Genomic DNA, 21572 nt, shown 5'->3' with positions numbered 1-21572 from the left:
CTCGGGGGAGTCGGCCGGCCGGTGCGGCCGACGGGATCGGTCCGGCTCTGGGGAGTCGGCAGGACGGTGCGGGGGACGGGAACGGTCCGGGTTCTCCGGGTTCACGGCGTGTCTCCTCCGTCGGTGTCGAACCGCTCCGGCCGGAACGGTGTGAGGTCCAGCTCCGGTGACCTCCCGGTGAGGGCCTGCGCGATCAACTGCCCGGTGCCGGCGGCCAGTCCGATGCCGGCGCCCTCGTGCCCGCACGCGTGGAACAGGCCCGGCGCGCGCTGGTCGGGGCCGATCGCCGGGAGGTGGTCCGGCAGATACGGCCGGAATCCCGCGTACGCCCGCAGCGCGCGCACCCGTTGCAGGAACGGGAACAGCTCGATCGCCCCGGCCGCGAGCGCCCGCACCGCCGGCAGCGACAGCGAGCGGTCGAAGCCGACCCGCTCCCGGCTCGCACCGATCAGCACCGGGCCGGCGGCCGTGCCCTCCACGACCGGCGAGGTGCGCAGGTCCGCGGCGTCGCTGGCGACGTCCGCGACGTAGTCCGCGGCGTACACCTTGTGCCGGACCATCCGTGGCAGCGGCTCGGTGACCAGGACGAAGCCGCGCCGCGGCAGCACCGGCAGCCGGACGCCCGCGAGTGCCGCGAGGTCGCCGCCCCAGGTGCCGGCCGCGTTCACCACCGCCGGTGCGTGCAGGTCGCCGCGGTCGGTGCGGACGCCGCTCACCGCGCCGCCGGCCGTGCGCAGCATCCCGGTCACGGTCCACCCCGTGTGCAGGCGGGCGCCGGAGGCGCGCAGCAGGTGGGCGGCGGCGAGGGCGGGCATGACCTGGGCGTCCTGCGGATAGTGCACCCCTCCGGCCAGGTCCGGGGCCATGTGCGGCTCCAGCTCGGTGAGTTGGTCCGCGGCGACCGGCTCGGCCGCGACCCCGGCCGCTCGCTGGCCGTCGGCGAACGCGTGCAGCTCGGCGAGCGCCTCGGGGGTGGAGGCGACCACCAGGCCGCCCTTGGGCTCGTACTCGACCGCCGTGCCCAGCCCGTCGCCCAGTGCCGCCCACAACCGGGCCGACAGCAGGGCGAGATCGAGTTCCGGGCCCGGTTCCTTGTCGGAGACGAGCAGATTCCCCTCGCCCGCGCCGGTGGTGCCGCCGGCCACCGGGCCCCGGTCCACCACCCGCACGTCGAGGCCGGCCCGCGCGGCGTACAGGGCGCAGGCCGCGCCGACCATGCCGGCGCCGACCACCACGACATCGCAGGTCAGTCGCTTCGCCACGCCAGTACTATGTCACATGGTTCCTGGCTTGAGGAGGCCTTCGGCGGGCGCGGAGGGTGGCGCATCGCCCCGGCCGGGCGTCCCAGGCGTGGACGCCCCCTTGACGGCGCCGGACGCCGGATCGACACTCCGGATACGGGAACCCTAGTGAACGGGTAGGGAATGATGACGCGCCTCGACCCCGGCACCGGCCGCACGGGCCGTACGCCGCTGTGCGCACCCCTGCTCACCTCCCGCCGGCACATCGACCTGCTGCGCGTCTGCAGCGCCATCAGCCGCTGCCGCTGAGCCGGCCCCTCGTGCCCGACGACCGGCCTGCGCCGGTCCCCGCGCCCGCCGGCCGGCCTGCGCCGGTCCCCGCGCCCAACGGCCGGAGCCGGCCCTCGACGCGCACGCCCGTACGCCCATCACCCGGGGAGACGCATGTCCATCGCTCCGCTCGCCGCCGTCCCGTCCGTCCACCGCGCCGCACCCGTCTTCCGGGGCCGCCTCGGCCAGGACCCGCGCAGTGGCCACTACGCCGTGCCGCACCGCTACCGGCTCCATCTGTCCACCGCCTGTCCCGACGGGCTGCGCCTGGCCGTCGCGCACAGCCTCCTCGGCCTGGACGGCAGTTGTCCGGTGGAGTTGCTGCCCGCCGTGCCCGACTGTCCCGGCGGCGGCCACGCGGCGCTGCGCCCGCTGTACGAGGCGAGCGCCCACCACTACACCGGCCCCGCGCTCGCGCCCGTGCTCAGCGACGACTGGTCCGGGCGGATCGTCAGCACCCACGCCGGTGACATCCTGCGCGACCTCGACCGCTTCCCGCGCGAGGCCACGGCCGCCCTGCACCCGTGCGGCCAGGAATCCGTGATCGAGGCCGTCGAGCGGATGTGCGCCGACGGCATCGAAGGGGCCGCGCAGCGAGCCGGCCGGGCCGGCGCCGGCCCGGCCGAACGGGAGGCCGCCCTCGGCGTGCTCCTCGACACCCTGGGCCGGCTGGACAGGCGGCTGGCCGGAGAGGAGTACCTGGTCGACGGCCGGCTCACCGCCGCCGACGTCGAACTGTGGGCGGCGCTGGTGCAGTTGGACACCGTCCACCGCTGCCACCTCGACGCCTCCGCCGTGCACCGCATCGCCGGACACCGCGCCCTGTGGGCCTACGCGCGCCGCCTGGCCGCCCACCCGGCGTTCGGCCGGCACCTCGACCTCGACGGCATCTCCCGCCGTCACCACGGCCGTTGCCAGGGGCTGGAGGCCGCCGGCGCCGCCGTCCAGATCCTGGACTGGGCGGCCCACGCCGCCGACGCCGAGGACGCTTTCCGCAGGTGAGGGTGGAACCTTCGAAGTCCACACAGCGGACGGCCGTTGACAATCGAACGGCCGGCTGCGTTACTTACGGCTCAGAACGGTCATGAGCGTCAGCGTCAAGCCCTGGCTCGCTGACCGGCAACCCTCGCATCGCGGTGGGGTGCCCCAGGTGACGACCGGACCGGAACGACGTTCTCGGTAAGCGCGAGGGCCCTGCGGGGCCCGGAACAGTGACAGGTGACGCCATGGACGCAGCTCCCAGGACGGCCGCGAGCCGCTCCCAGGGCCGCGTGCGGCCGTACGCCGGGCTCCTCGTCGCCGACCGCGCCGTCGACCTGCTCCGCGTCAACAGCGCACTGTGTACCGCGCCGGGCCGTGCCCGCTGCCGGGGCTGACGCCTTCTTCCAGCCCCGCCCGCCCTCCTCGCGTTCCTGACGCACACCGCCGCCTGTGCGGTGTGCCGCCGTCCGCGGGCCCCCGGTTCCCCCGCGCCGCCGTGCGCCGCCCCCTGCCGTAGTGCGGCGGCGGCCCGTGTCGGCGCGCCGCGATCCGGGCGCCCGACTCCCGCCGACTCAAGCCGGAGCCCGCCATGAGCGAACCCCCAGGCGCCGTCGTCTCCCTCGCCGAGGCGCCGTCCCCAGACACCTCGTCAAAACCGCTGACAGCGCAGCGCGTTCAGCCGTTGCGGCGTCCGGGCCGGTGGATCGCCACCACCGTCGCGCTCGTGCTCGTCGCCCAGATCCTGCACGGGCTGGCCACCAACCCGTTCTACCAGTGGGACCGCTTCCGCTACTGGTTCCTGCGCCCCACCGTCCTCGACGGCCTGCTGGTCACCCTCGAAGCCGCCGCGCTGAGCGCCGTGTTCGGCCTCCTCGGCGGCATCCTGCTGGCCCTCGGCCGGCAGTCCGGCAGCCCCGTGCTGCGCGCCGTGAGCTGGACCTACACCTGGCTCTTCCGCTCGGTGCCGCTCATCGTCGTCCTGATCTTCCTCTACAACTTCTCCGCCCTGTACAAGACCCTGAGCCTCGGCATCCCCTTCGGCCCCGCCTTCGTCACCTTCGACGAGTCCAGGCTCGCCACCGACCTGACGGTCGCCGTGGTCGGGCTCAGCCTCAACGAGGCGGCGTACGCGGCCGAGGTCGTCCGCGGCGGCCTGCTCTCCGTCGACCAGGGCCAGCACGAGGCGGCGGCCGCGCTCGGCCTGCCGAAGGGCTACCAGTTCCGCAGGATCGTCTTCCCGCAGGCCCTGAGGTCCATCACACCGAACTACGTCAACCAGCTCATCGGCCTGATCAAGAGCACCTCACTGGTGTTCTACGTCTCGCTGCTCGACCTCTTCGGCTCCGTGCAGACCATGGGCAGCACCTACCCCGGCGACATCGTGCCGCTGCTGCTGGTCGCCACCGTCTGGTACCTGATCCTGACCAGCGCCGTGTCCGTCGTCCAGTTCTACGTCGAGCGGTACTTCGCGCGGGGCGCCACCCGCGGCCTGCCACCGACCCCGCTGCAGAAGGCGCGCGCGGGCCTTACCGAGTTCCGGGCCCGGCTGCGCAGGGAGGCCGCCGTATGACCACCGCCGACACCCTGGAGACGACCCCGGCCGCGCTGGAGGTCCGCAACGTCCACAAGTGGTACGGCACCCACCGCGTACTGGACGGCATCGATCTGACCGTCCGCCCCGGCGAGGTGGTGGCCGTCATCGGGCCCTCCGGCTCCGGCAAGTCCACGCTGCTGAGGGTCGTCAACCACCTGGAGAAGCCCGAGATCGGCCATGTCAGCGTCGGCGGCGAGCTGATCGGCGTCAAGCGGGCGGGCGGCGGGCGGCTGAAGGAGCTGAGCGAGCGCGCCATCCTGGCTCAGCGCAGCCGGATCGGCTTCGTCTTCCAGAACTTCAACCTCTTCCCGCATCTGACCGTCCTCGACAACGTGGCCGCCGCGCCCGTCGCCACCGGCCGGCTCACCGGTGCCCAGGCCCGGGAACGGGCCCGCGAACTGCTCACCCGGGTCGGCCTCGGCGACCGCGGCGACGCCTACCCGCGCCGGCTCTCCGGCGGACAGCAGCAACGCGTCGCCATCGCCCGGGCGCTCGCCCTGCGCCCCGGCATCATCCTGTTCGACGAGCCCACCTCCGCGCTCGACCCCGAACTGGTCGGCGAGGTGCTCTCCGTCATCAAGGACCTCGCCACCAGCGGCACCACCCTGCTCATCGTCACCCACGAGATCGGCTTCGCGCGCGAGGTCGCCGACCGGATCGTGTTCCTCGACGGCGGCCGGATCGTCGAACAGGGCCCGCCCTCCGTGGTCCTCGACGCACCGCGGCACGATCGGACCAGGGACTTCCTCAGCAAGGTCCTGTGACCCGCCGCATTCCCGTGACCCGCCATATCCCCACGACCTCCCCCCACGCCACCTTCTGCACCCTTCAGCGACAAGGAACGGCCATGCGCACCCACTTCACCCGACGCAGCCTGATACGCGGCATCACCGCGGCGACCGCCGTCGCCTCCCTGGCCACCGGGCTCGCCGCCTGCGGTGGCGACAGCGACGCGGCCACCACCACCGGCACCGGCGCATCCGGCGAGGTCGTCATCGGCCGCGTCTCCAACGGCGCCGCCACCCAGACCGCCATCAAGGTCTCCGAGGTCACATCCATCAGCGCCGAACTGCCCGCCGCCGTCAGGAAGAGCGGCAAGCTGGTGATCGGCATCGGCGCGCTGCCCGCCGGGTTCCCGCCGCTGGCGTACGTCGGCGACGACCAGAAGACCCTCACCGGCTCCGAGCCCGACCTCGGCCGCCTGGTCGCCGCGGTGTTCGGACTCAGGGCCGAGGTCAGGAACTCCACCTGGGAGAACCTCTTCGTCGGCATCGACAGCGGCAAGGTCGACGTGGCCTTCTCCAACGTCACCGACACCGAGGAACGCAAGAAGAAGTACGAGTTCGCCTCCTACCGGCAGGACAACCTCGCCTTCCTCGTGCCGAAGAAGAGCACCTGGAACTTCGACGGCAGCTACGAGAGCCTCGCCGGCAAGACGGTCGCCGTCGCCTCCGGCACCAACCAGGAGAAGATCCTCCTGGAGTGGAAGGAGAAGCTGGCCAAGGAGGGCAAGAAGCTCGACATCAAGTACTTCCAGGACAGCCCCAGCACCTATCTGGCCCTGAACAGCGGCAAGATCGACGCCTCCTTCGGTCCCAACCCCGGCTTCGCCTACCACAACCGCCAGGTGGCCGGCACGCCCAACGCCACCCGCACCGCCGGCACCTACTCCGGCGCGGGCGCGCGGCTGCAGGGCCTGATCGCGGCGACGGCGAAGAAGGACAGCGGCCTCGCCAAGCCGCTCGCCGACGCCGTCAACTACCTGATCGAGCACGGCCAGTACGCCAAGTGGCTCAAGGCGTACGACCTCTCCAACGAGGCCGTCGCCAAGTCCGAGGTCAACCCGCCCGGACTGCCGCTGGACAACTCCTGAGGCCGGCCGCACCACGGGACCGTGGTGCGGGAACAACCGGGGGCGGCCGCGCGTTGTACGTCATGACGAGAACCGCGAGGCGGCCGCCCACCCGGCCCGCCCGGTCGGACGGACGGAGGTGACGGCCGTGCCCCGCGCACTCCCGCAGCGCGCCCCGCGCCCGTACCGCACCGTCCGCCTGACAACCCGGCCGCACATAGACCTCCAGCGCGTGTCCGCCGCGCTCTGTCGCCGCTGACCCCTTCCCCCGGCCCGCCCAGCCCGCACGACCCGGGTTTCCCTCTGCCGCGCTCGCCCGTGCCGACGCCTGCCCCGCGAGCCGGTGTTCTCCTCCGGACGTCAAGGAAGGCACCGACGTGTCCTCTACCTCCTCGTCAACACCCTCCCCGCTGCACCTCGCCGTCGCCCTGGACGGCACCGGCTGGCACCCCGCGTCCTGGCGGGAGCCGGTCGCCCGCCCCCATGAGCTGTTCACCGCCGGGTACTGGGCCGGCCTGGTCGCCGAGGCCGAGCGCGGTCTGATCGACTTCGTCACCCTCGAGGACGGCCTCGGCCCGCAGTCCTCGCACCCGTTCGACCCCGACGAGCGCACCGACCAGGTGCGCGGCCGGCTCGACGCGGTGCTCGTCGCCTCCCGCGTCGCCCCGCTCACCCGGCACATAGGCCTGGTCCCGACCGTGGTGGTCACGCACACCGAGCCGTTCCACATCTCCAAGGCCATCGCCACCCTCGACTACGTCAGCACCGGCCGCGCCGGTGTGCGGGTGCAGATCTCCGCCCGGCCGCACGAGGCCGCCCACTTCGGCCGCCGTACCGTCCGCCGGATCGACGCCTACGACAGCCCGGCCGCGCAGGACCTGCTCACCGAACTGTTCGACGAGGCCGCCGGCTACGTGGAAGCGGTGCGCCGGCTGTGGGACAGCTGGGAGGACGACGCGGAGATCCGGGACACGGCGACGGGCCGCTTCATCGACCGGGACAAGCTGCACTACATCGACTTCGAGGGCCGGCACTTCAGCGTCAAGGGCCCCTCGATCACGCCCCGCCCGCCCCAGGGCCAGCCCCCGGTGACCGCCCTCGCCCACCAGACGGTGCCGTACCGGCTCGTCGCCCGCCAGGCCGACATCGGTTACGTCACCCCGCACGACGCGGAACACGCCCGCGCGATCGTCGCCGAGATCCGCGCGGAGCAGCAGGCCGCCGGGCGGGCCGGCGAGCCGCTGCACATCTTCGGCGACCTCGCCGTCTTCCTCGACGGCAGCCGGGCCGAGGCCGAGGCCCGGCGGGAGCGGCTGGACGCGCTCGCGGGAGAGCCGTACACCAGCGACGCCCGCGTCTTCACCGGTACGGCGGCCCAGCTCGCCGACGAACTGGAGGAGCTGGCCGCTCAAGGGCTCACCGGGTTCCGGCTGCGGCCCGCCGTCGCCGGGCACGACCTGCCCCGCGTCAGCCGGGACCTCGTGCCCGAACTCCAGCGCCGGGGCCGCTTCCGGCACGCCTACGAGGCGGACACCCTGCGCGGCCTGCTCGGCCTCGCCCGCCCCGCCAACCGCTACGCAGCAGCCTGAGCCGGAGAGGACGACCGCACCCCATGAGCAAGCCGCTGAAGCAGATCCACCTGGCCGCCCACTTCCCCGGCGTCAACAACACCACCGTGTGGAGCGACCCGGCCGCCGGCAGCCACATCGAGTTCAGCTCCTTCGTCCACTTCGCGCAGACCGCCGAACGCGCCAAGTTCGACTTCCTGTTCCTCGCCGAGGGACTCAGGCTGCGCGAGCAGGGCGGACAGATCTACGACCTGGACGTCGTCGGCCGCCCGGACACCTTCACCGTGCTGGCCGCGCTCGCCGCCGTCACCGAACGGCTCGGCCTGACCGGCACCATCAACTCCACCTTCAACGAGCCCTACGAGGTCGCCCGCCAGTTCGCGAGCCTCGACCACCTCTCCGGCGGCCGCTCCGCCTGGAACGTCGTCACCTCCTGGGACGCCTTCACCGGCGAGAACTTCCGCCGCGGCGGCTTCCTGCCGCAGGAGGAGCGCTACTCCCGCGCCAAGGAGTTCCTCGCCACGGCGAACGAGCTCTTCGACTCATGGCGCGGCGACGAGATCCTCGCCGACCGGGCCACCGGCGCCTTCCTGCGGGACGCCAAGGCCGGCGCCTTCGTCCACCGGGGAGAGCACTTCGACATCCACGGACGGTTCAACGTCCCGCGCTCCCCGCAGGGCCGCCCGGTGATCTTCCAGGCCGGCGACTCCGACGAGGGCCGCGAGTTCGCCGCGGCCGGCGCCGACGCCATCTTCAGCCGGCACGCGACCCTGAAGGAGGGCCAGGCCTTCTACCGGGACGTCAAGTCCCGGCTCGCCGCGTACGGCCGCCGCCCCGACCAGCTGCTCATCCTGCCCGCCGCGACCTTCGTCCTCGGCGACACCGACCAGGAGGCCGCCGAACTCGCCCGCGAGGTGCGCCGGCAGCAGGTCAGCGGGGCCACCGCCATCAAGCACCTGGAATTCGTGTGGAACCGCGACCTGTCGGCGTACGACCCGGAGGGCCCGCTGCCCGACGTCGACCCCCTGGTGAGCGAGGAGCACATATCCCGGGGCCGCGCCCAGGTGCGGATGTACCGGGACCCGGTCGCCGTCGCCCGCGAGTGGCGGCAGCTCGCCGAGGCCAACAAGTGGTCCATCCGCGACCTGGTCATCAACACCGGCAACCGGCAGACCTTCGTCGGCTCCCCGGCCACCGTCGCGCAGAGCATCGACGACTTCGTGCAGGCCGACGCCGCCGACGGCTTCATCCTGGTCCCGCACATCACGCCCGGCGGCCTCGACCCCTTCGCCGACAAGGTCGTCCCGCTGCTCCAGGAGCGGGGCGTGTTCCGCGCCGACTACACGGGTACGACCCTGCGCGACCACCTCGGCCTCGCCCACCCCGACGCCGCCGCGCACGCCCCGGCCGAGCGGGCCGCGTCCTGAACGGGCGGCCGCGCACCCCCGTGCGGCCGCGGTCGTCACCTCCCCCGTAGGTGACGACCGCGGCCGCTTCCCCGCTCCCCCCGGCGCCGGACCGTGGCCGCAGCCGTCCCTGTGCCGTGACCGGCACACGACCGCCGTCGCTCCCGGGCCCCCACCCGGAGCGCGAACGGACGCGGACGGCGCGACGGCGGCCCTGACGGGCCGGACCCGGGCGGCGCCGTCGTCCGGCGCGCCGCCGCCGTCCGCCGCGCGAGCGGGCAGAGGCGTCGGGTCGTGCGCCCAGCCTGCCCGTCCGCCGGGGCCGGGCGCCTGAGTCGGGGGCTACTCAAGTCGCCCTGTATCAAACCTGAGTACGCGCGCTCTGCATGATGTGAGGACTTACGAGCAGGACGCCGAGACGCTTCAGCCGCCCTGGCCGTTCACCGGCCGGGAGGAGGAACTGGAACTGGTCCGCGGATCGTCGGCCGCCGGCCGGCCCGGCATCGTGGTCACCGGACCGGCCGGCCACGGCAAGACCCGGCTGATCACCGAGGCGGTCCGGGGCACCGAGCACGCCCTCGTCACCGGCACCCCCGAGGCCCAGGGCCTGCCCTTCGCGGCCTTCGCCCACCTGCTGCCCGACACCGTGTCCCTGCACCACGCGGTACGGACGCTGTCCGGCGTACGGCTCCTCGTCGTGGACGACGCCCATCTGCTGGACGAGGCCTCCGCCGCCCTCGTGCACCAGCTCGCCGTGCACGGCCGGACCCGGCTCGTCGTGGCCGCGGTGGACGGCGTGCCCGCGCCCGCCGCGGTGTCCCGGCTGTGGACCGGCGAGCTGCTGCCCCGGCTGGCCCTCGGGCCGCTGCCCTGCGAGGACGTCGCCCGGCTGCTCGGCGCGGCCGGTCTCGAACCGCTCACCGTGCGCCGGCTGCACCGGATGTGCCGGGGCGATCTGCGGCTGCTGCGCGACCTGGTCGCCGCGCTCGGCCCGGCCGGGCGGCTGCATCCCGTGGCCGGCACCGAGGAGCGGGCCTGGCGCGGCGCGCTGCCCGTCACCGCGGCGGTGCGGGAGCGGCTCGCGCCGGTGCTGGACCGCTCCCACCCCGGGGAACGGGACGTTCTCGAGCGCCTCGCGTTCGCCGAGCCGCTGCCGTTGCCGCTGGACGACCTCGAACCGGCGGCCCTGGACGCCCTGGAGACTCTCGAGGCGGACGGACTGGTCCACGTCGACGACGACACCGGCGACGTCGCCCTCGCCCACCCCCTGCACGGGCCGGCCCTGCGCGCCACGACCGGCAGGCTGCGCGCCCGGCGGCTGTCCGGCGCGCCGGTGCCGTACGGCCCGGCCCTGGAGGCCGAACGCAGGCTGCTCCTGCGGTGCATGGAGCAGCTCGACGTCCGCCCGGCCCCGGCACCGGTGGGGGAGTGGCTGGTCGCGGAGGGCGCTTACCTGCCGGCCGGGTACGCCGCCGTCCGCGCCCGCTTCGCGCGGCTGCGCGGCGAGCTGCGGGACGCCGCGGCGTGGGCCCGGGAAGGGCTGAGGCAAGCACCGGGGCACGCGGCCTGCCTCGCGGAACTCCGCCTGGCGCAGGGCGAGGTGGGGGACGGCAGCGGTGACGACGCGTTCGGCCGGTACGACGCCGTACGCCTCGGCGCGCCCGAGCGGGTGCTCGGGCGGCTGCCGGCGGGCAGCGTGTTCGCGCGGCACGCGGAGGCCCTGGCGCGGGGAGACGGAGCCGGTCTGGACCGGGTCGCCGAGGAGCTGGAGGAGCGCGGGTTCCTGCTGTTCGCGGCCGAGGCGCGGGCGCAGGCCGTGCGGGCGCACCGGGATCCGCGGGCCGCGCGGGTCTCCCGCACCCGGGCGGTCGCGCTCGCGCGGCGCTGCCAGGGCGCCCGCACACCGGCGTTGGCGGGACTCGTCCTCGGCGAACTCACGGCCCGGCAGCGGCAGATCGTGGCGCTGGCGGCGTCCGGGCTGAGCAACCGGGAGATCGCCGAGCGGCTGACGCTGTCCGTGCGGACGGTGGGCAACCATCTGTACAGCGCCTACAGCCGTCTCGGGACCGGTGACCGCGGCGCCCTGCCCTGGCTGGTGGACTCCCCGGAGCGCGCGTCGGCGTGACCCGGCCTCAGGCCGCCCCGAACGCCGCGAACGCCCAGCCCGTCGCCTGGTGGACCGAGTCGCCGGGCAGCGCGGTGCGGGCGTCCCGGAGCGCCTCCGCCAGCGACAGGCCCGCGTCCAGGCCCTTGTGGAGGGCGAGCATCAGCGGCACCACCGCCGCGTCGTTGACCGGCGCGCTGCTCGCCACCACCCCGGCCGTGCCCAGCGGCAGCAACGCGGTGACCAGGCCGAGGAGTTCGTCGGCGCCTACGGAGGCGAGGCGGGCGGTGTCGCAGCTGGAGAGGATGATCCGGTACGGGCTGCGGGCGAGCCGCTCGAAATCGTGCACGATCAGCGGGCCGTCGGCCATGCGCAGGGCGGAGAACAGCGGGCTGTCGGCGCGGAACGTGCCGTGCGCCGCCAGATGGGCGAGCGCCGCACCGTCGAGGTGCTCCAGGACGCGCGGGACCTGGGCGTCGTCCCCCTCCAGGACCGTCGCGGCGCCGTACCGGCCGGCCAGTTCCGGCACCTCGGCGCCGCCGGTCGCCAGCCCCGGTCCGCGCACCAGCACCTGCCGGCCGCCCGGCGGCGGCTCGGTCTCGCGGGCCCGCAGCCAGCTGCCCGCCGACGGGGAGACGGTGAGCACCCGGTCCCGCAGCGCGGGCAGCAGCGCCCACGGCACCCGGTGCAGCGCCCCCGGCGGCACGATCACCAGGGGCCCCGGGCCCAGATGGTCCGCCGCCTCGCCCAGCAGCAGCTCCTGCAGCCGCAGCCCGGCGGCCTCCACCAGCGGCAGCCGGGCCTCGGCGCCGGGGTGCGCCAGGCGCCGCAGCCCGGCCTGAACGTACTCGGCCTCGGCGACCGCCCCGGCGAGCGGACCGCCGGTGAACCGCCGGACCCGGCCCTGCCCGCACAGCAGGACGTGCACCCGCCCGTCGACCACGGCGAGTTCCACCAGCCGCGCCTCGCCGAGCCGGTCCAGCAGCCGGGCCACCTCGAAGCCGTCGCCCGCGTGCGGGGCGGAGCCGCGCATGCGGTGGATGCGGGAGCGGATCTCCCGCTCCAGGCGCCGCTGTTCGCGTTCCAGCGCCGGCACCGGACGGCCCTCCATCCGGGCCTCCTCGGCCCGGGCGGCGATCTCCCGGTAGGCGGTCAGCACACTGAGCAGCTCCGGGTCGGCGGGCGGCCGGGTGGGCGGCGCGGACAGCACGGTCGCCCGCCACCGCTCGCTCCACTGCAGCAGCCGCCGCGGTGAGCCGTGGGCGAGGCTCACCTCCTGGGCGAGCGCGGCCAGTTCGGCGCCCTGCGCGGTGGCGTGCGCCCGCAGCTCCGAGGCGCCGAGCGTCGTGCGGTGGTCGTCCAGCACGTCCAGACCGCGCCGGCACGCCTCCAGCACGCCCCGCCGGGACCCGGCCGCGCGCGCCCTGAGGGCCTGTGCCGCCCAGCCCGTCACCCGATACGGCGGGGGCCCGCCGTACCGGCTGCGCGCGGCGACCGCCAGATGCCGTTCGGCGTCGGCCGGCCGGCCCAGCGCGAGCGCGATCCGACCCGCGAGCAGCGACGCCTCCGGTGCGGCCGGCGAGCCGAACGAGGCCAGCTTCTCCGCGACCGCCGCCGCGTCCGCGACCAGCCGGCCCGAGCGGCGCCCCGCCGCCGCCCGCGCCTCGAGCAGCACCAGCCGGGCATGGGTCTCCCACCACGGCCGACGCTGCGCCGCGAACAGCCGTACGGCGACGGCGGCGCGGGCCGCCGCGGTGTCCGGGTCCCGGGCCGAGCGGGCGGCCCGCGCGGCGGCCAGCAGCAGTTCGGCCTTCCGGGTGGACTGGCCGCCGATCCCGTCCAGCAGCGCGATCGTGGCGTCAGCCTCGGCCAGCGCCTCCGGGGCGAGCCCGGCCGCCATCAGCACCTCGCAGCGGCGCAGCGACAGCATGTAGGTGGGGGTGCCGAGTTTGGCGTACCGCTCCTCGGCCTCGTCCAGCAGCCGCAGCGCCGCCGGGATGTCACCGGAGCGGAACGCGGCGAGCCCGCGGCTCTCCACCGCGTCGGCCTTGTCGTGCTCCTGGCCGGTGGTGTCCCAGAGCCGTTCCGCCGCCGTGAAGTCGGCGACCGCCCGGTCCACCGCGCCGAGCGCGAGATGGACGGTGGCCCGCAGCGTCAGCGCCCGCGCGGTCCAGATGTCGTCGCCGGCCTGCCGCAGCACGGGCAGCGTCCGGCGCACGTCCTCCAGCGCCTCGCGGTGACGGCCCAGCACCCACCAGACGTACGCCCGCCGGAACAGCACCCGGGCGCGGGTGTGCCCGCTGCCCCGCGCCACCCCGCGCTCGAAGGAGGCGAGCCCCTGCCGTGTGCGCCCCGCGTGCACCAGTGCGACCCCGAGCGTGGCGAGCACATCGGCCTCGCGGTCGGCGGAGTCGGCGCGTGCGGCCAGGTCCCGGGCCCGCCGCAGATGCCGCAGCGCGATCCGCAGGTCGCCGAAGTCCCGCTGCCAGATGCCGAGGACCTGGTGGGCGACGCTGGCGTGCAGCGGCGGCGGGGCGGCCCGCAGCACCTGCTCCGCGCGGGACCGGGCCGCGCCCGGGTCGGCGAACACCAGGGGCAGAAGTTCGAGGACCGAGTCGCTTGCCGCCGTCACGTGTCGCATCGTAGTGGCCACCTGTATCAGACGGCGGCCCCCCGGCTCTCACTGTCGAACGCCGTCGTCAGGGGGAGGACAGGTCATGGCACCACAGCGGTTCCACGAGCAGTTTCAGCACATCCAGCGCTCGATGCCGGACGTCTCCCTGGCCATGGGCCCGGACGAGGACGCCCACTTCCTGTACGAGAAGGGGGTCGTCCTGGCCCGGGACGGCGAGGAGGCCCGCGTCGTCGAGGACACCGTGCGCGCCCACTTCACCGCGACCGACGGGCTGGACGCGGACCACGTCCGGCGCGACGGCCCGCGGCCCGGCCGCACCGGCGTCACCCGCATCCGCGTCGGCGACCCGGCCGCCGGCGACGACGCCGTGCCGCACGCGCTGCGCGCCCTGCGCGAGGCCGAGGACCGCCGGGGCCGCCGGCTGGTGAGCCGCAACCACGTGGTGCACATCGCCGTCAACGCCTGCCCCGGCGACGAGCCGGTGCCGGTCGCCCGCACCCAGCCGGCCAACCCGGCCCCCGCGGAGGGCGGTGCCGACGCGGACGGCGCCGCCCGCGTCCTCGTGATCGACACCGGACTGGTCCACGACCACGCCTCCTACCCGCTGCTCGCCCGCACCACGGGCGACCCCGAGGCGGCCGAGACCGACGCGGACGGGGTGCTGCGTCCGTACGCCGGCCACGGCACGTTCATCGCGGGGATCCTCGCGGCCGTCGCGCCGGGCACCGCGATCACCGTGCGCGGCACCCTGAACGACGCCGGGGCCGTCCTGGAGTCCGAGTTCGGCGCCCGGCTCTTCGAAGCGGTCGACCAGGGCGGCTGGCCCGACATCATCAGCCTCTCCGCGGGCACCACCACCGAGGGCGGCGACGGCCTGATCGGCCTGGAGGCGTTCATGGGCGAACTGCGCGAGCAGCGCACCCTGCTGGTGGCCGCGGCCGGCAACAACGCCGGCGACACGCCGTTCTGGCCCGCCGCCTACGCCGCCCTGCCCGAGTACGGCGACAGCGTGCTGTCGGTCGGCGCGCTGCGCGCGGACGGCGACGGCGAGGCCTGCTTCAGCAACCACGGGCCCTGGGTGCGGGTCTTCGCCCCCGGCGAGCGCCTCACCAGCGCCCTCACCGGCTTCGGCACACCGGTGCCGTACGTCTACCAGCACTCCACCTACGACGCCTGCCGGTTCGGCTACGACTACGCCTGCACCTGCCGGTTCCCGCGCCACACCGGCGTGCTGAGCGAGGGCCGGGAGAGCACCGGCGCCAAGCCGGACCAGGTGATGTTCGACGGCCTCGCCCAGTGGAGCGGGACCTCCTTCGCCACGCCGGTCGCCGCCGGCCTCGTCGCCGCCCGGATGACGGCGCACGCGGAGCGCGATCCGCGCACGGCGCTCACCCGGCTGCTCGCGGAGGGCACCGGCACCGCCGAGGTGCGCGGGGCGCGCGTCCCGGCGCTCCGGCCGCCCACCTGGCGCCCGGTCCCGATCGTGGCCCCGGCCGTGCCCGCGTGAGGGCGGGAACCCTCCACCCCACGGCGTACCATGACGAGCCGTACACGAGGGGTGGAGCCGTGGACCGAACAGAGGTCGGCGCGCTCGTCCGGTCCGCCGTCGACGGGGACGCCGCGGCCTGGAAGGCGCTGGTGGAAGGGATGAGTCCGCTGGTGTGGTCGGTGGTGCGCGCGCACCGGCTCTCCGAGGCCGACGGGCACGAGGTCTACCAGACCGTGTGGTTCCGCTTCGCGCAGCACCTGGGCCGCATCCGCGAACCCGACAAGGCCGGTTCCTGGCTGGCCAGTACGGCCCGCCACGAGTGCCTGAAGGTGCTCAAGAGCCTGACCCGGCTGACCCTGACCGACGACCCGCGGGTGCTGGACCGGGCCAGCGACGACCGGACCCCCGAGGAGACGCTGATCGAGTCGGAGGACGAGGCGGACCGGGCCGAGCGGGTCCGCCGCCTCTGGCAGGAGCTGGACGGACTGGGGGAGCGCTGCCGGCAGTTGCTGCGCGTGCTCGTCTCCTCCCCGCCGCCCAGCTACGGGGAGATCTCGGCCGCGCTCGGCATCGCGGTCGGCAGCATCGGCCCCCTGCGCCAGCGCTGTCTGCGCCGGCTGCGGGACCGGATGGACGCACGGGGTGCGGCATGAACGAGGACGAACGGTTCCCGGAGGCGGACCCGGTGGACGACGAGCGGGCGGACGCCCTGCTGGAGCGGGAGCTGCGCCAGGCGGCCGCGGTCCTCGACCCGGTCCCGGAGGCGCTGCGCCAACTGGCGCTCGACGCTTATGCGTTGCACGACCTGGACGCGCGGATCGCCGAGCTGACCTTCGACTCGCTGGTGGACGCGCTGCCGGTCAGGGGGGTGACGGACGCGCCGCGGATGCTGACGTTCAGCGCGGGCGAGGTCACCGTCGACGTCGAGGTCACCGAGGACGGGCTGATCGGCCAGGTGCTGCCGCCCGGGTCCGCGCGGATCGAGGTGCTCGGCGGCCCGCGGACCGCCCGTCCGGTCCCGGTCGACACCCTCGGCCGCTTCACCAGCGACACCCCGCCGGCCGGCCCGTTCGCCCTCAGGCTGCGGACCGGCACGGAGGTGATCGTCACGGAGTGGCTGCGGGCGTGAGACGGGCTGTCTGAGCGCCCGCGGACCCGGTCAGCGGACCCAGGTCACCGGCAGCGTCTGCGGGCCGCGGATCATCGTGCGGTGCCGCCAGCGCACCTCCTCGGCCGGCACCGCGAGCCGCAGCCCGGGCAGCCGGTCCAGCAGGGTGTCCACCAGCAGCTCCGTCTGCAGCCGGGCCAGCAGCGTGCCGGTGCAGAAGTGCGGGCCGTTGCCGAAGGCCACGTGCGGGTTCGGGTCGCGGTCGGGGTCGATGCGGTCCGGGTCGGGGAAGACGGCCGGGTCCCGGTTGGCGGCGAGATAGGAGACGTACACCGGCTCGCCCGCCGCGATCCGCCGCCCGGCGATCTCCACGTCCTCCAGCGCGATCCGGGCGAGCCCGACCGAGCTGCGGTGCGGGATCCACCGCAGCAGCTCGTCGAGCACGGCACCGCGCGCCTCGGGATGCGTCAGCATCCGCTCCATCAGCTCCGGCCGGGTCAGCAGCAGGTACAGCATCTGCCCGCAGTTGTGCGTGACGGCCTCGCCGCCGATCTGCAGCGGTCCGGCCAGCCCGACGGCCTCCTCCTCGCTGATCTCGCCGCGTGCCACGGCCCCGCCGAGCATCGTGTACACGTCGTCGCCCCGGCCGTCGGAACGGGCCCGGACGATCGTCCTGATCCACCCGTACAGGCCGTCCTTGGCCCGGCCGGCCGCCTCCGCCCCGTTGGTGGAGATGATCTCCCGGGTCCAGGCGTGCACCTGCGCCCGGTCGGCGGCGGGCACGCCCATGACCTCGCTGACGACGCTGAGCGGGAACGGCTCCAGCACCCGCTCGACCAGATCGGCCGGCGGCCCGTCGCGTACGACGTCGTCCACCAGCTCGTCCAGGATCTCCTGCGCGCGGGGCCGCAGCCGTTTCATGGCGCTCACAGTGAAGGCGCCGGCGACCGGCTTGCGCAGCCGGTTGTGGTCGGGCTGGTCGGCCCAGGCGAGCGAGCCGGGGCGGGGCGCGAAGTTCGGTGCCATGCGGGTCACCTGACGCCGCGTCACCTCGGCGCGGCTGAACCGCGGGTCGTTGGTGATCCGTTTCACGTCGTCGTAGCGGGTCGCCAGCCACGCCCAGCCCTCGCCGAACGGCAGCCGGATCCGGGTCAGCGGACCCTCGCGCATCAGGCCGGCGAGCACCGGGTCGAAGTCCGTCCCGTCCAGGTCGGGGGTGGGCCAGTCCCGTACGGGCGGGGCCTGGCCGGTGAGCGTGATCTCCTCGGTCATGCGCACCACCTTGGTACGGGCGCCCGCGGCTGTCCTGCGGGCGTAGGCCAGAGGGAGGGCCGGGTGCGCCTACCGGGGGGCCGCGTCCACCAGCGCGGCCAGTGCGCCGGCCAGGCGGTCGAGACCGGGCCCCGCGGCCCCGCCCGGCTCGGGCATGTAGGTGTCCCGCCTGATCTCCACCATCACGGCGGCGACCCGGACGTCCGCGCCGTAGAACTCCAGCGGCACGTACGTCCCGGCGAACGGGCTGTCCAGGCCGGTCCCCCCGGCGTCCGCGAACGCCGCGCGGGCCGCTTCGGCGAGCCACGCCGGGGTGTGGAAGGCGTCCGTGCCCAGGCACACCGGCGGGCGCGGGCCGGCGCCGTGCAGTTCGTAGGGCAGCGGCTCGGTCGGATAGGAGTGCACGTCGATGATCACGGCCCGGCCGGTCGTGGCCAGCCGGCCGGCGACCGCCTCGGCCATGGCGCGCGCGTACGGCCGGAAGTACCGCGCCAGCAGCGGCTCCGGGTTGGTGTCCGCGGGCCGCAGCTCGCCCCGGTGCGTGGTCCGCGTGTACACGGCGCCCATGCCGACGGCCGCCATCTCCTCCCGCTCGTCCGGGAACCGCTCGGGATCCACGACGAGCCGGGACAGCCGGTTCACGAACCGCCACGGCCTGACCCCGGCGAGTTCGGCGGCCCGCTCGGCGAGTTCGGCGGTGTGCGCGTCGGTGATGTGGTCCAGCTCCCGCTCCAGCGCGGCGTCGTCCAGCACGATCCCGGCCCGCACGTCCGCCGGGACGGTCCGCGCGGAGTGCGGCACGTGCAGCAGCACGGGCGAGCGGGGATCACCGGGCAGCAGGGCGAAGGAGGACACGGGCGGCTCCGGGAGAGGGGCGGGGCGGTACGGACACGGCTCCGCCCCGGCCGGGGTGGCCGGCCGGGGCGGAGGTGCGCTCACGCGGGTGGCTCGGGCGCCGTGCGCGCCCGCGCCGGGGTCACCGGCCCAGGGACGCCAGGGCCTCGTTCCAGGTGGCCGACGGGCGCATCACCGCGTCCGCCTTGGCCTGGTCGACCTGGTAGTAGCCGCCGATGTCGGCCGGCTTGCCCTGGACGGCGATCAGCTCGTCCACGATCTTCTGCTCGTTCGCGGCGAGGGTCTCGGCGAGCGGCGCGAAGGCCTTCGCCAGGTCGGCGTCGTCGGTCTGCCGGGCCAGCTCCTGCGCCCAGTACAGGGACAGGTAGAAGTGGCTGCCGCGGTTGTCGATGCCGCCGACGCGCCGGGTCGGGGACTTGTCCTCGTTGAGGAAGGTCGCCGTGGCGCGGTCGAGGGTGTCGGCGAGGACCTTGGCGCGGGTGTTGCCGGTCGCCTCCGCGTACTGCTCGAAGGACGGGACGAGCGCGAAGAACTCGCCGAGCGAGTCCCAGCGCAGGTAGTTCTCCTTGACCAGCTGCTGGACGTGCTTGGGCGCGGAGCCGCCGGCGCCCGTCTCGAACAGGCCGCCGCCTGCCATCAGCGGGACGACCGACAGCATCTTGGCGCTGGTGCCCAGCTCCAGGATGGGGAACAGGTCGGTCAGGTAGTCGCGCAGCACGTTGCCGGTCACCGAGATGGTGTTCTCGCCGCGCCGGATGCGCTCCACCGACAGCTTGGTGGCCTCCACCGGGGGCAGGATCCGGATGTCCAGGCCCTCGGTGTCGTGCTCCGGCAGGTACTGCTTGACCTTCGCGATGAGCTGCGCGTCGTGGGCGCGGTTCTCGTCCAGCCAGAACACGGCCGGGTCGCCGGTGGCGCGGGCACGGGTGACGGCCAGCTTGACCCAGTCGCGGATCGGGGCGTCCTTGGTCTGGCAGGCGCGGAAGATGTCGCCGGCCGAGACGGCCTGCTCGATCACGACGTTGCCGGCCTGGTCGACGAGGCGGACCGTGCCCGTGGTGGGGATCTCGAAGGTCTTGTCGTGGCTGCCGTACTCCTCGGCCTTCTGCGCCATGAGGCCGACGTTCGGGACCGAGCCCATGGTGGACGGGTCGTAGGCGCCGTTGGCGCGGCAGTCCTCGATCACGGCCTGGTAGACGCCGGCGTAGGAGGAGTCCGGCAGCACCGCGAGGGTGTCGTGCTCCTGGCCGTCCGGGCCCCACATGTGGCCGGAGGTGCGGATCATGGCCGGCATCGAGGCGTCCACGATCACGTCGGAGGGCACGTGCAGGTTGGTGATGCCCTTGTCGGAGTCGACCATCGCCAGGGCCGGGCCCTCGGCCAGCTCGGCCTCGAAGGAGGCCTTGATCTCGGCGCCCTCGGGCAGGGACTCGATGCCCTTGAGGATGCCGCCCAGACCGTCGTTCGGGGTCAGACCGGCGGCGGCGAACGTCTCGCCGTACTGCGCGAACGTCTTCGGGAAGAAGGCGCGCACCACGTGACCGAAGATGATCGGGTCGGAGACCTTCATCATCGTGGCCTTCAGGTGCACGGAGAACAGCACGTCCTCCTGCTTGGCGCGGGCGACCTGCGCGGTGAGGAACTCGCGCAGCGCGGCGACGCGCATCACGGAGGCATCGACGACCTCGCCCTCGAGGACGGGCACGGACTCGCGCAGCACGGTCGTCGAGCCGTCGTCGCCCTTGAGCTCGATGCGCAGCGTGCCGGGCTCGGAGATCACCACGGACTTCTCCGTGGAGCGGAAGTCGTCCACGCCCATGGTCGCCACGCTGGTCTTGGACTCGGCGGTCCAGGCGCCCATGCGGTGCGGGTGGGTCTTGGCGTAGTTCTTCACCGAGGCCGGGGCGCGGCGGTCTGAGTTGCCCTCGCGCAGGACCGGGTTGACGGCGGAGCCCTTGACCTTGTCGTACCGCGCGCGGATCTCGCGCTCCTCGTCGGTCTTCGGGTCGTCCGGGTAGTCCGGCAGCGCGTAGCCCTTGCCCTGCAGCTCGGCGATAGCGGCCTTCAGCTGCGGGATGGACGCCGAGATGTTCGGCAGCTTGATGATGTTGGCCGCGGGCGTCTTGGCCAGCTCGCCCAGCTCGCCCAGCGCGTCCGGGATGCGCTGGTCCTCGTTCAGGTACTCGGGGAAGACGGCGATGATGCGCCCGGCCAGCGAGATGTCACGCGTCTCCACGGGCACACCGGCCTGCGAGGCGTACGCCTGGATCACCGGCAGGAACGAATGCGTCGCCAGGGCCGGGGCCTCGTCTGTGTAGGTGTAGATGATGGTCGAGTCAGTCACCGGGTGCTCCGCTCCACGTCTGCAACATTGCTCGACATCAAGATATCTCGTGACGGGGCCCGGCTCGAACGGGGTCCCGGCCGGACAGCGCGCCGCGCCGCCCCGGCCGCGCGCCACCGCGGACGCGGTGACAAGCGATCACCCGCCGGCCATGGGCGGTCGTCACGGAACCGGGCGCCCGGCCTCTTCGGGCCCGGCGACGGCACCTGCCGCGTGCGTGCGCCGCCCCTCGGCGTGGCGGCCCCCGCGCCGCTGCGGTCAGCCGTCACGAGGGGGACCGCTCCCGGGCCCCGCCCGTCAGCTCCCGTTCGATCCAGCGGCAGATCACGGCCACCACGTACACCTGCTCGGCCCGGGTCAGCTCCCGGCCCCGCGGGATTCCGTGCCGGCGCTCCAGGCAGCCCCGGCAGCAGGTGGCGGTCGCGTGCTGGGCGACGAAGACCGGATGCCCCCGGTACGGCGTCTGCCTGCCGTCCTTGTACGGCGCGGCCGGCGCCAGCCGCCGGGCGATCAGGTCGTACGCGTGCCACCGGATCGTCGCCGGGCCCTTCAGCTCGGCGGTCGCCCGGTCCCGGCCGCGCAGGTGGAACCCCGCCCGGAACGGCTCCCGGGCGAGGGCGTCGAGCCGCTGGTCGAGCCGGGCGGGATCGGCGGAATCGAGGCGGGAGGGATCGGTGGAATCGGTCATACCGCTCCGAGCCTAGTGTGCTGCGCCAGAAATCACGAGGGTTAGTTGGTACCTTCTTTCCGTGGCGCATCGAGGTCCTGCTGCTGTGGAGATCGTTCTTTCCGA

19 protein-coding genes and 1 riboswitch are annotated in these 21572 nt (G+C 74.4%); of the genes, 13 read left to right on the top strand and 6 right to left on the bottom strand.

All coding sequences use genetic code 11. From position 1 onward, the window contains the following. Positions 1 to 101 precede the first annotated feature (101 nt). Positions 102 to 1262 carry an NAD(P)/FAD-dependent oxidoreductase gene (locus ACGFZN_RS26835; protein WP_393861050.1) on the bottom strand — a complete coding sequence of 387 codons (1161 nt, stop codon included), beginning with the start codon at positions 1260 to 1262 and terminating at the stop codon, positions 102 to 104. Between the two features lie 165 nt (positions 1263 to 1427). Between ACGFZN_RS26835 and ACGFZN_RS26830 the strand changes: the two genes are divergently transcribed. From ACGFZN_RS26830 to ACGFZN_RS26785, 10 genes are all read left to right on the top strand, one after another. Continuing rightward, entirely contained in the window at positions 1428 to 1550 is a 123-nt protein-coding gene (locus ACGFZN_RS26830; RefSeq protein WP_393861049.1) for a putative leader peptide, read from the top strand. Between the two features lie 135 nt (positions 1551 to 1685). Then, on the top strand, positions 1686 to 2573 hold the full coding sequence (locus ACGFZN_RS26825) for a glutathione S-transferase C-terminal domain-containing protein (protein ID WP_393861048.1): 888 nt from the start codon (positions 1686 to 1688) through the stop codon (positions 2571 to 2573). A 78-nt stretch (positions 2574 to 2651) separates the two neighbouring features. Further along, positions 2652 to 2763: riboswitch (SAM riboswitch) on the top strand. Positions 2764 to 2797: 34 nt separating this feature from the next. Next, entirely contained in the window at positions 2798 to 2947 is a 150-nt protein-coding gene (locus ACGFZN_RS26820) for a hypothetical protein (protein WP_393861047.1), read from the top strand. Positions 2948 to 3141: 194 nt separating this feature from the next. Further along, a complete protein-coding gene (locus ACGFZN_RS26815; protein WP_393861046.1) occupies positions 3142 to 4122 on the top strand; it encodes an amino acid ABC transporter permease in 981 nt (326 codons plus the stop codon). After that, on the top strand, positions 4119 to 4910 hold the full coding sequence (locus ACGFZN_RS26810; protein WP_393861045.1) for an amino acid ABC transporter ATP-binding protein: 792 nt from the start codon (positions 4119 to 4121) through the stop codon (positions 4908 to 4910). The genes ACGFZN_RS26815 and ACGFZN_RS26810 overlap by 4 nt, the downstream gene beginning before the upstream one ends. Positions 4911 to 4993: 83 nt before the next feature. Further along, entirely contained in the window at positions 4994 to 6019 is a 1026-nt protein-coding gene (locus ACGFZN_RS26805) for a transporter substrate-binding domain-containing protein (protein ID WP_393861044.1), read from the top strand. Positions 6020 to 6137: 118 nt separating this feature from the next. Further along, positions 6138 to 6257 carry a putative leader peptide gene (locus ACGFZN_RS26800; protein WP_393861043.1) on the top strand — a complete coding sequence of 40 codons (120 nt, stop codon included), beginning with the start codon at positions 6138 to 6140 and terminating at the stop codon, positions 6255 to 6257. 118 nt (positions 6258 to 6375) lie between these two features. Then, a complete protein-coding gene (locus ACGFZN_RS26795) occupies positions 6376 to 7587 on the top strand; it encodes an LLM class flavin-dependent oxidoreductase (protein WP_393861042.1) in 1212 nt (403 codons plus the stop codon). 23 nt (positions 7588 to 7610) lie between these two features. Continuing rightward, positions 7611 to 8993: an NtaA/DmoA family FMN-dependent monooxygenase gene (locus tag ACGFZN_RS26790; RefSeq protein WP_393861041.1), complete on the top strand. Its 1383-nt coding sequence runs from the start codon at positions 7611 to 7613 to the stop codon at positions 8991 to 8993. 370 nt (positions 8994 to 9363) lie between these two features. Continuing rightward, positions 9364 to 11097, top strand: coding sequence for a LuxR C-terminal-related transcriptional regulator (locus ACGFZN_RS26785; RefSeq protein ID WP_393861040.1), 1734 nt, complete (start codon positions 9364 to 9366; stop codon positions 11095 to 11097). Positions 11098 to 11104: 7 nt separating this feature from the next. On the opposite strand, the gene ACGFZN_RS26780 is transcribed toward ACGFZN_RS26785, so the two are convergent. Continuing rightward, the gene (locus tag ACGFZN_RS26780) at positions 11105 to 13717 is read right to left on the bottom strand and encodes a CHAT domain-containing protein (RefSeq protein WP_393861039.1); all 2613 of its coding nucleotides are present in this window, start codon (positions 13715 to 13717) and stop codon (positions 11105 to 11107) included. Between the two features lie 76 nt (positions 13718 to 13793). Here ACGFZN_RS26780 and ACGFZN_RS26775 point away from each other — a divergent pair, with 76 nt between their 5' ends. Genes ACGFZN_RS26775 through ACGFZN_RS26765 form a run of 3 tightly spaced genes read left to right on the top strand, consistent with a single transcriptional unit; the run spans position 13794 to position 16329 of the window. Beyond that, entirely contained in the window at positions 13794 to 15218 is a 1425-nt protein-coding gene (locus ACGFZN_RS26775) for a S8/S53 family peptidase (protein WP_393861038.1), read from the top strand. Positions 15219 to 15277: 59 nt separating this feature from the next. Beyond that, positions 15278 to 15853, top strand: coding sequence for an RNA polymerase sigma factor (locus ACGFZN_RS26770; RefSeq protein WP_393861037.1), 576 nt, complete (start codon positions 15278 to 15280; stop codon positions 15851 to 15853). Beyond that, positions 15850 to 16329: a hypothetical protein gene (locus ACGFZN_RS26765; RefSeq protein ID WP_393861036.1), complete on the top strand. Its 480-nt coding sequence runs from the start codon at positions 15850 to 15852 to the stop codon at positions 16327 to 16329. The genes ACGFZN_RS26770 and ACGFZN_RS26765 overlap by 4 nt, the downstream gene beginning before the upstream one ends. Before the next feature lie 30 nt (positions 16330 to 16359). Here the strand turns inward: ACGFZN_RS26765 and ACGFZN_RS26760 are convergent, their stop codons facing one another. The 4 genes from ACGFZN_RS26760 to ACGFZN_RS26745 all read right to left on the bottom strand — a co-directional run bounded on the left by ACGFZN_RS26760 (position 16360) and on the right by ACGFZN_RS26745 (position 21467). Further along, on the bottom strand, positions 16360 to 17580 hold the full coding sequence (locus ACGFZN_RS26760) for a cytochrome P450 (protein WP_393861035.1): 1221 nt from the start codon (positions 17578 to 17580) through the stop codon (positions 16360 to 16362). Between the two features lie 69 nt (positions 17581 to 17649). Next, positions 17650 to 18435, bottom strand: a complete 786-nt coding sequence (locus tag ACGFZN_RS26755; protein ID WP_393861034.1) for an N-formylglutamate amidohydrolase — start codon at positions 18433 to 18435, stop codon at positions 17650 to 17652. Positions 18436 to 18556: 121 nt separating this feature from the next. Next, a complete protein-coding gene (locus ACGFZN_RS26750; RefSeq protein WP_393861033.1) occupies positions 18557 to 20779 on the bottom strand; it encodes an NADP-dependent isocitrate dehydrogenase in 2223 nt (740 codons plus the stop codon). Positions 20780 to 21044: 265 nt separating this feature from the next. Then, the gene (locus ACGFZN_RS26745; RefSeq protein ID WP_393861032.1) at positions 21045 to 21467 is read right to left on the bottom strand and encodes a DUF4186 domain-containing protein; all 423 of its coding nucleotides are present in this window, start codon (positions 21465 to 21467) and stop codon (positions 21045 to 21047) included. Positions 21468 to 21572: the final 105 nt, after the last annotated feature.

The organism is Streptomyces sp. NPDC048192 (assembly GCF_043202415.1).
Taxonomy (GTDB): domain Bacteria; phylum Actinomycetota; class Actinomycetes; order Streptomycetales; family Streptomycetaceae; genus Streptomyces.
Note: the sequence above shows the minus strand (reverse complement) of the source record. Positions and strands in the feature narration are given on the sequence as shown.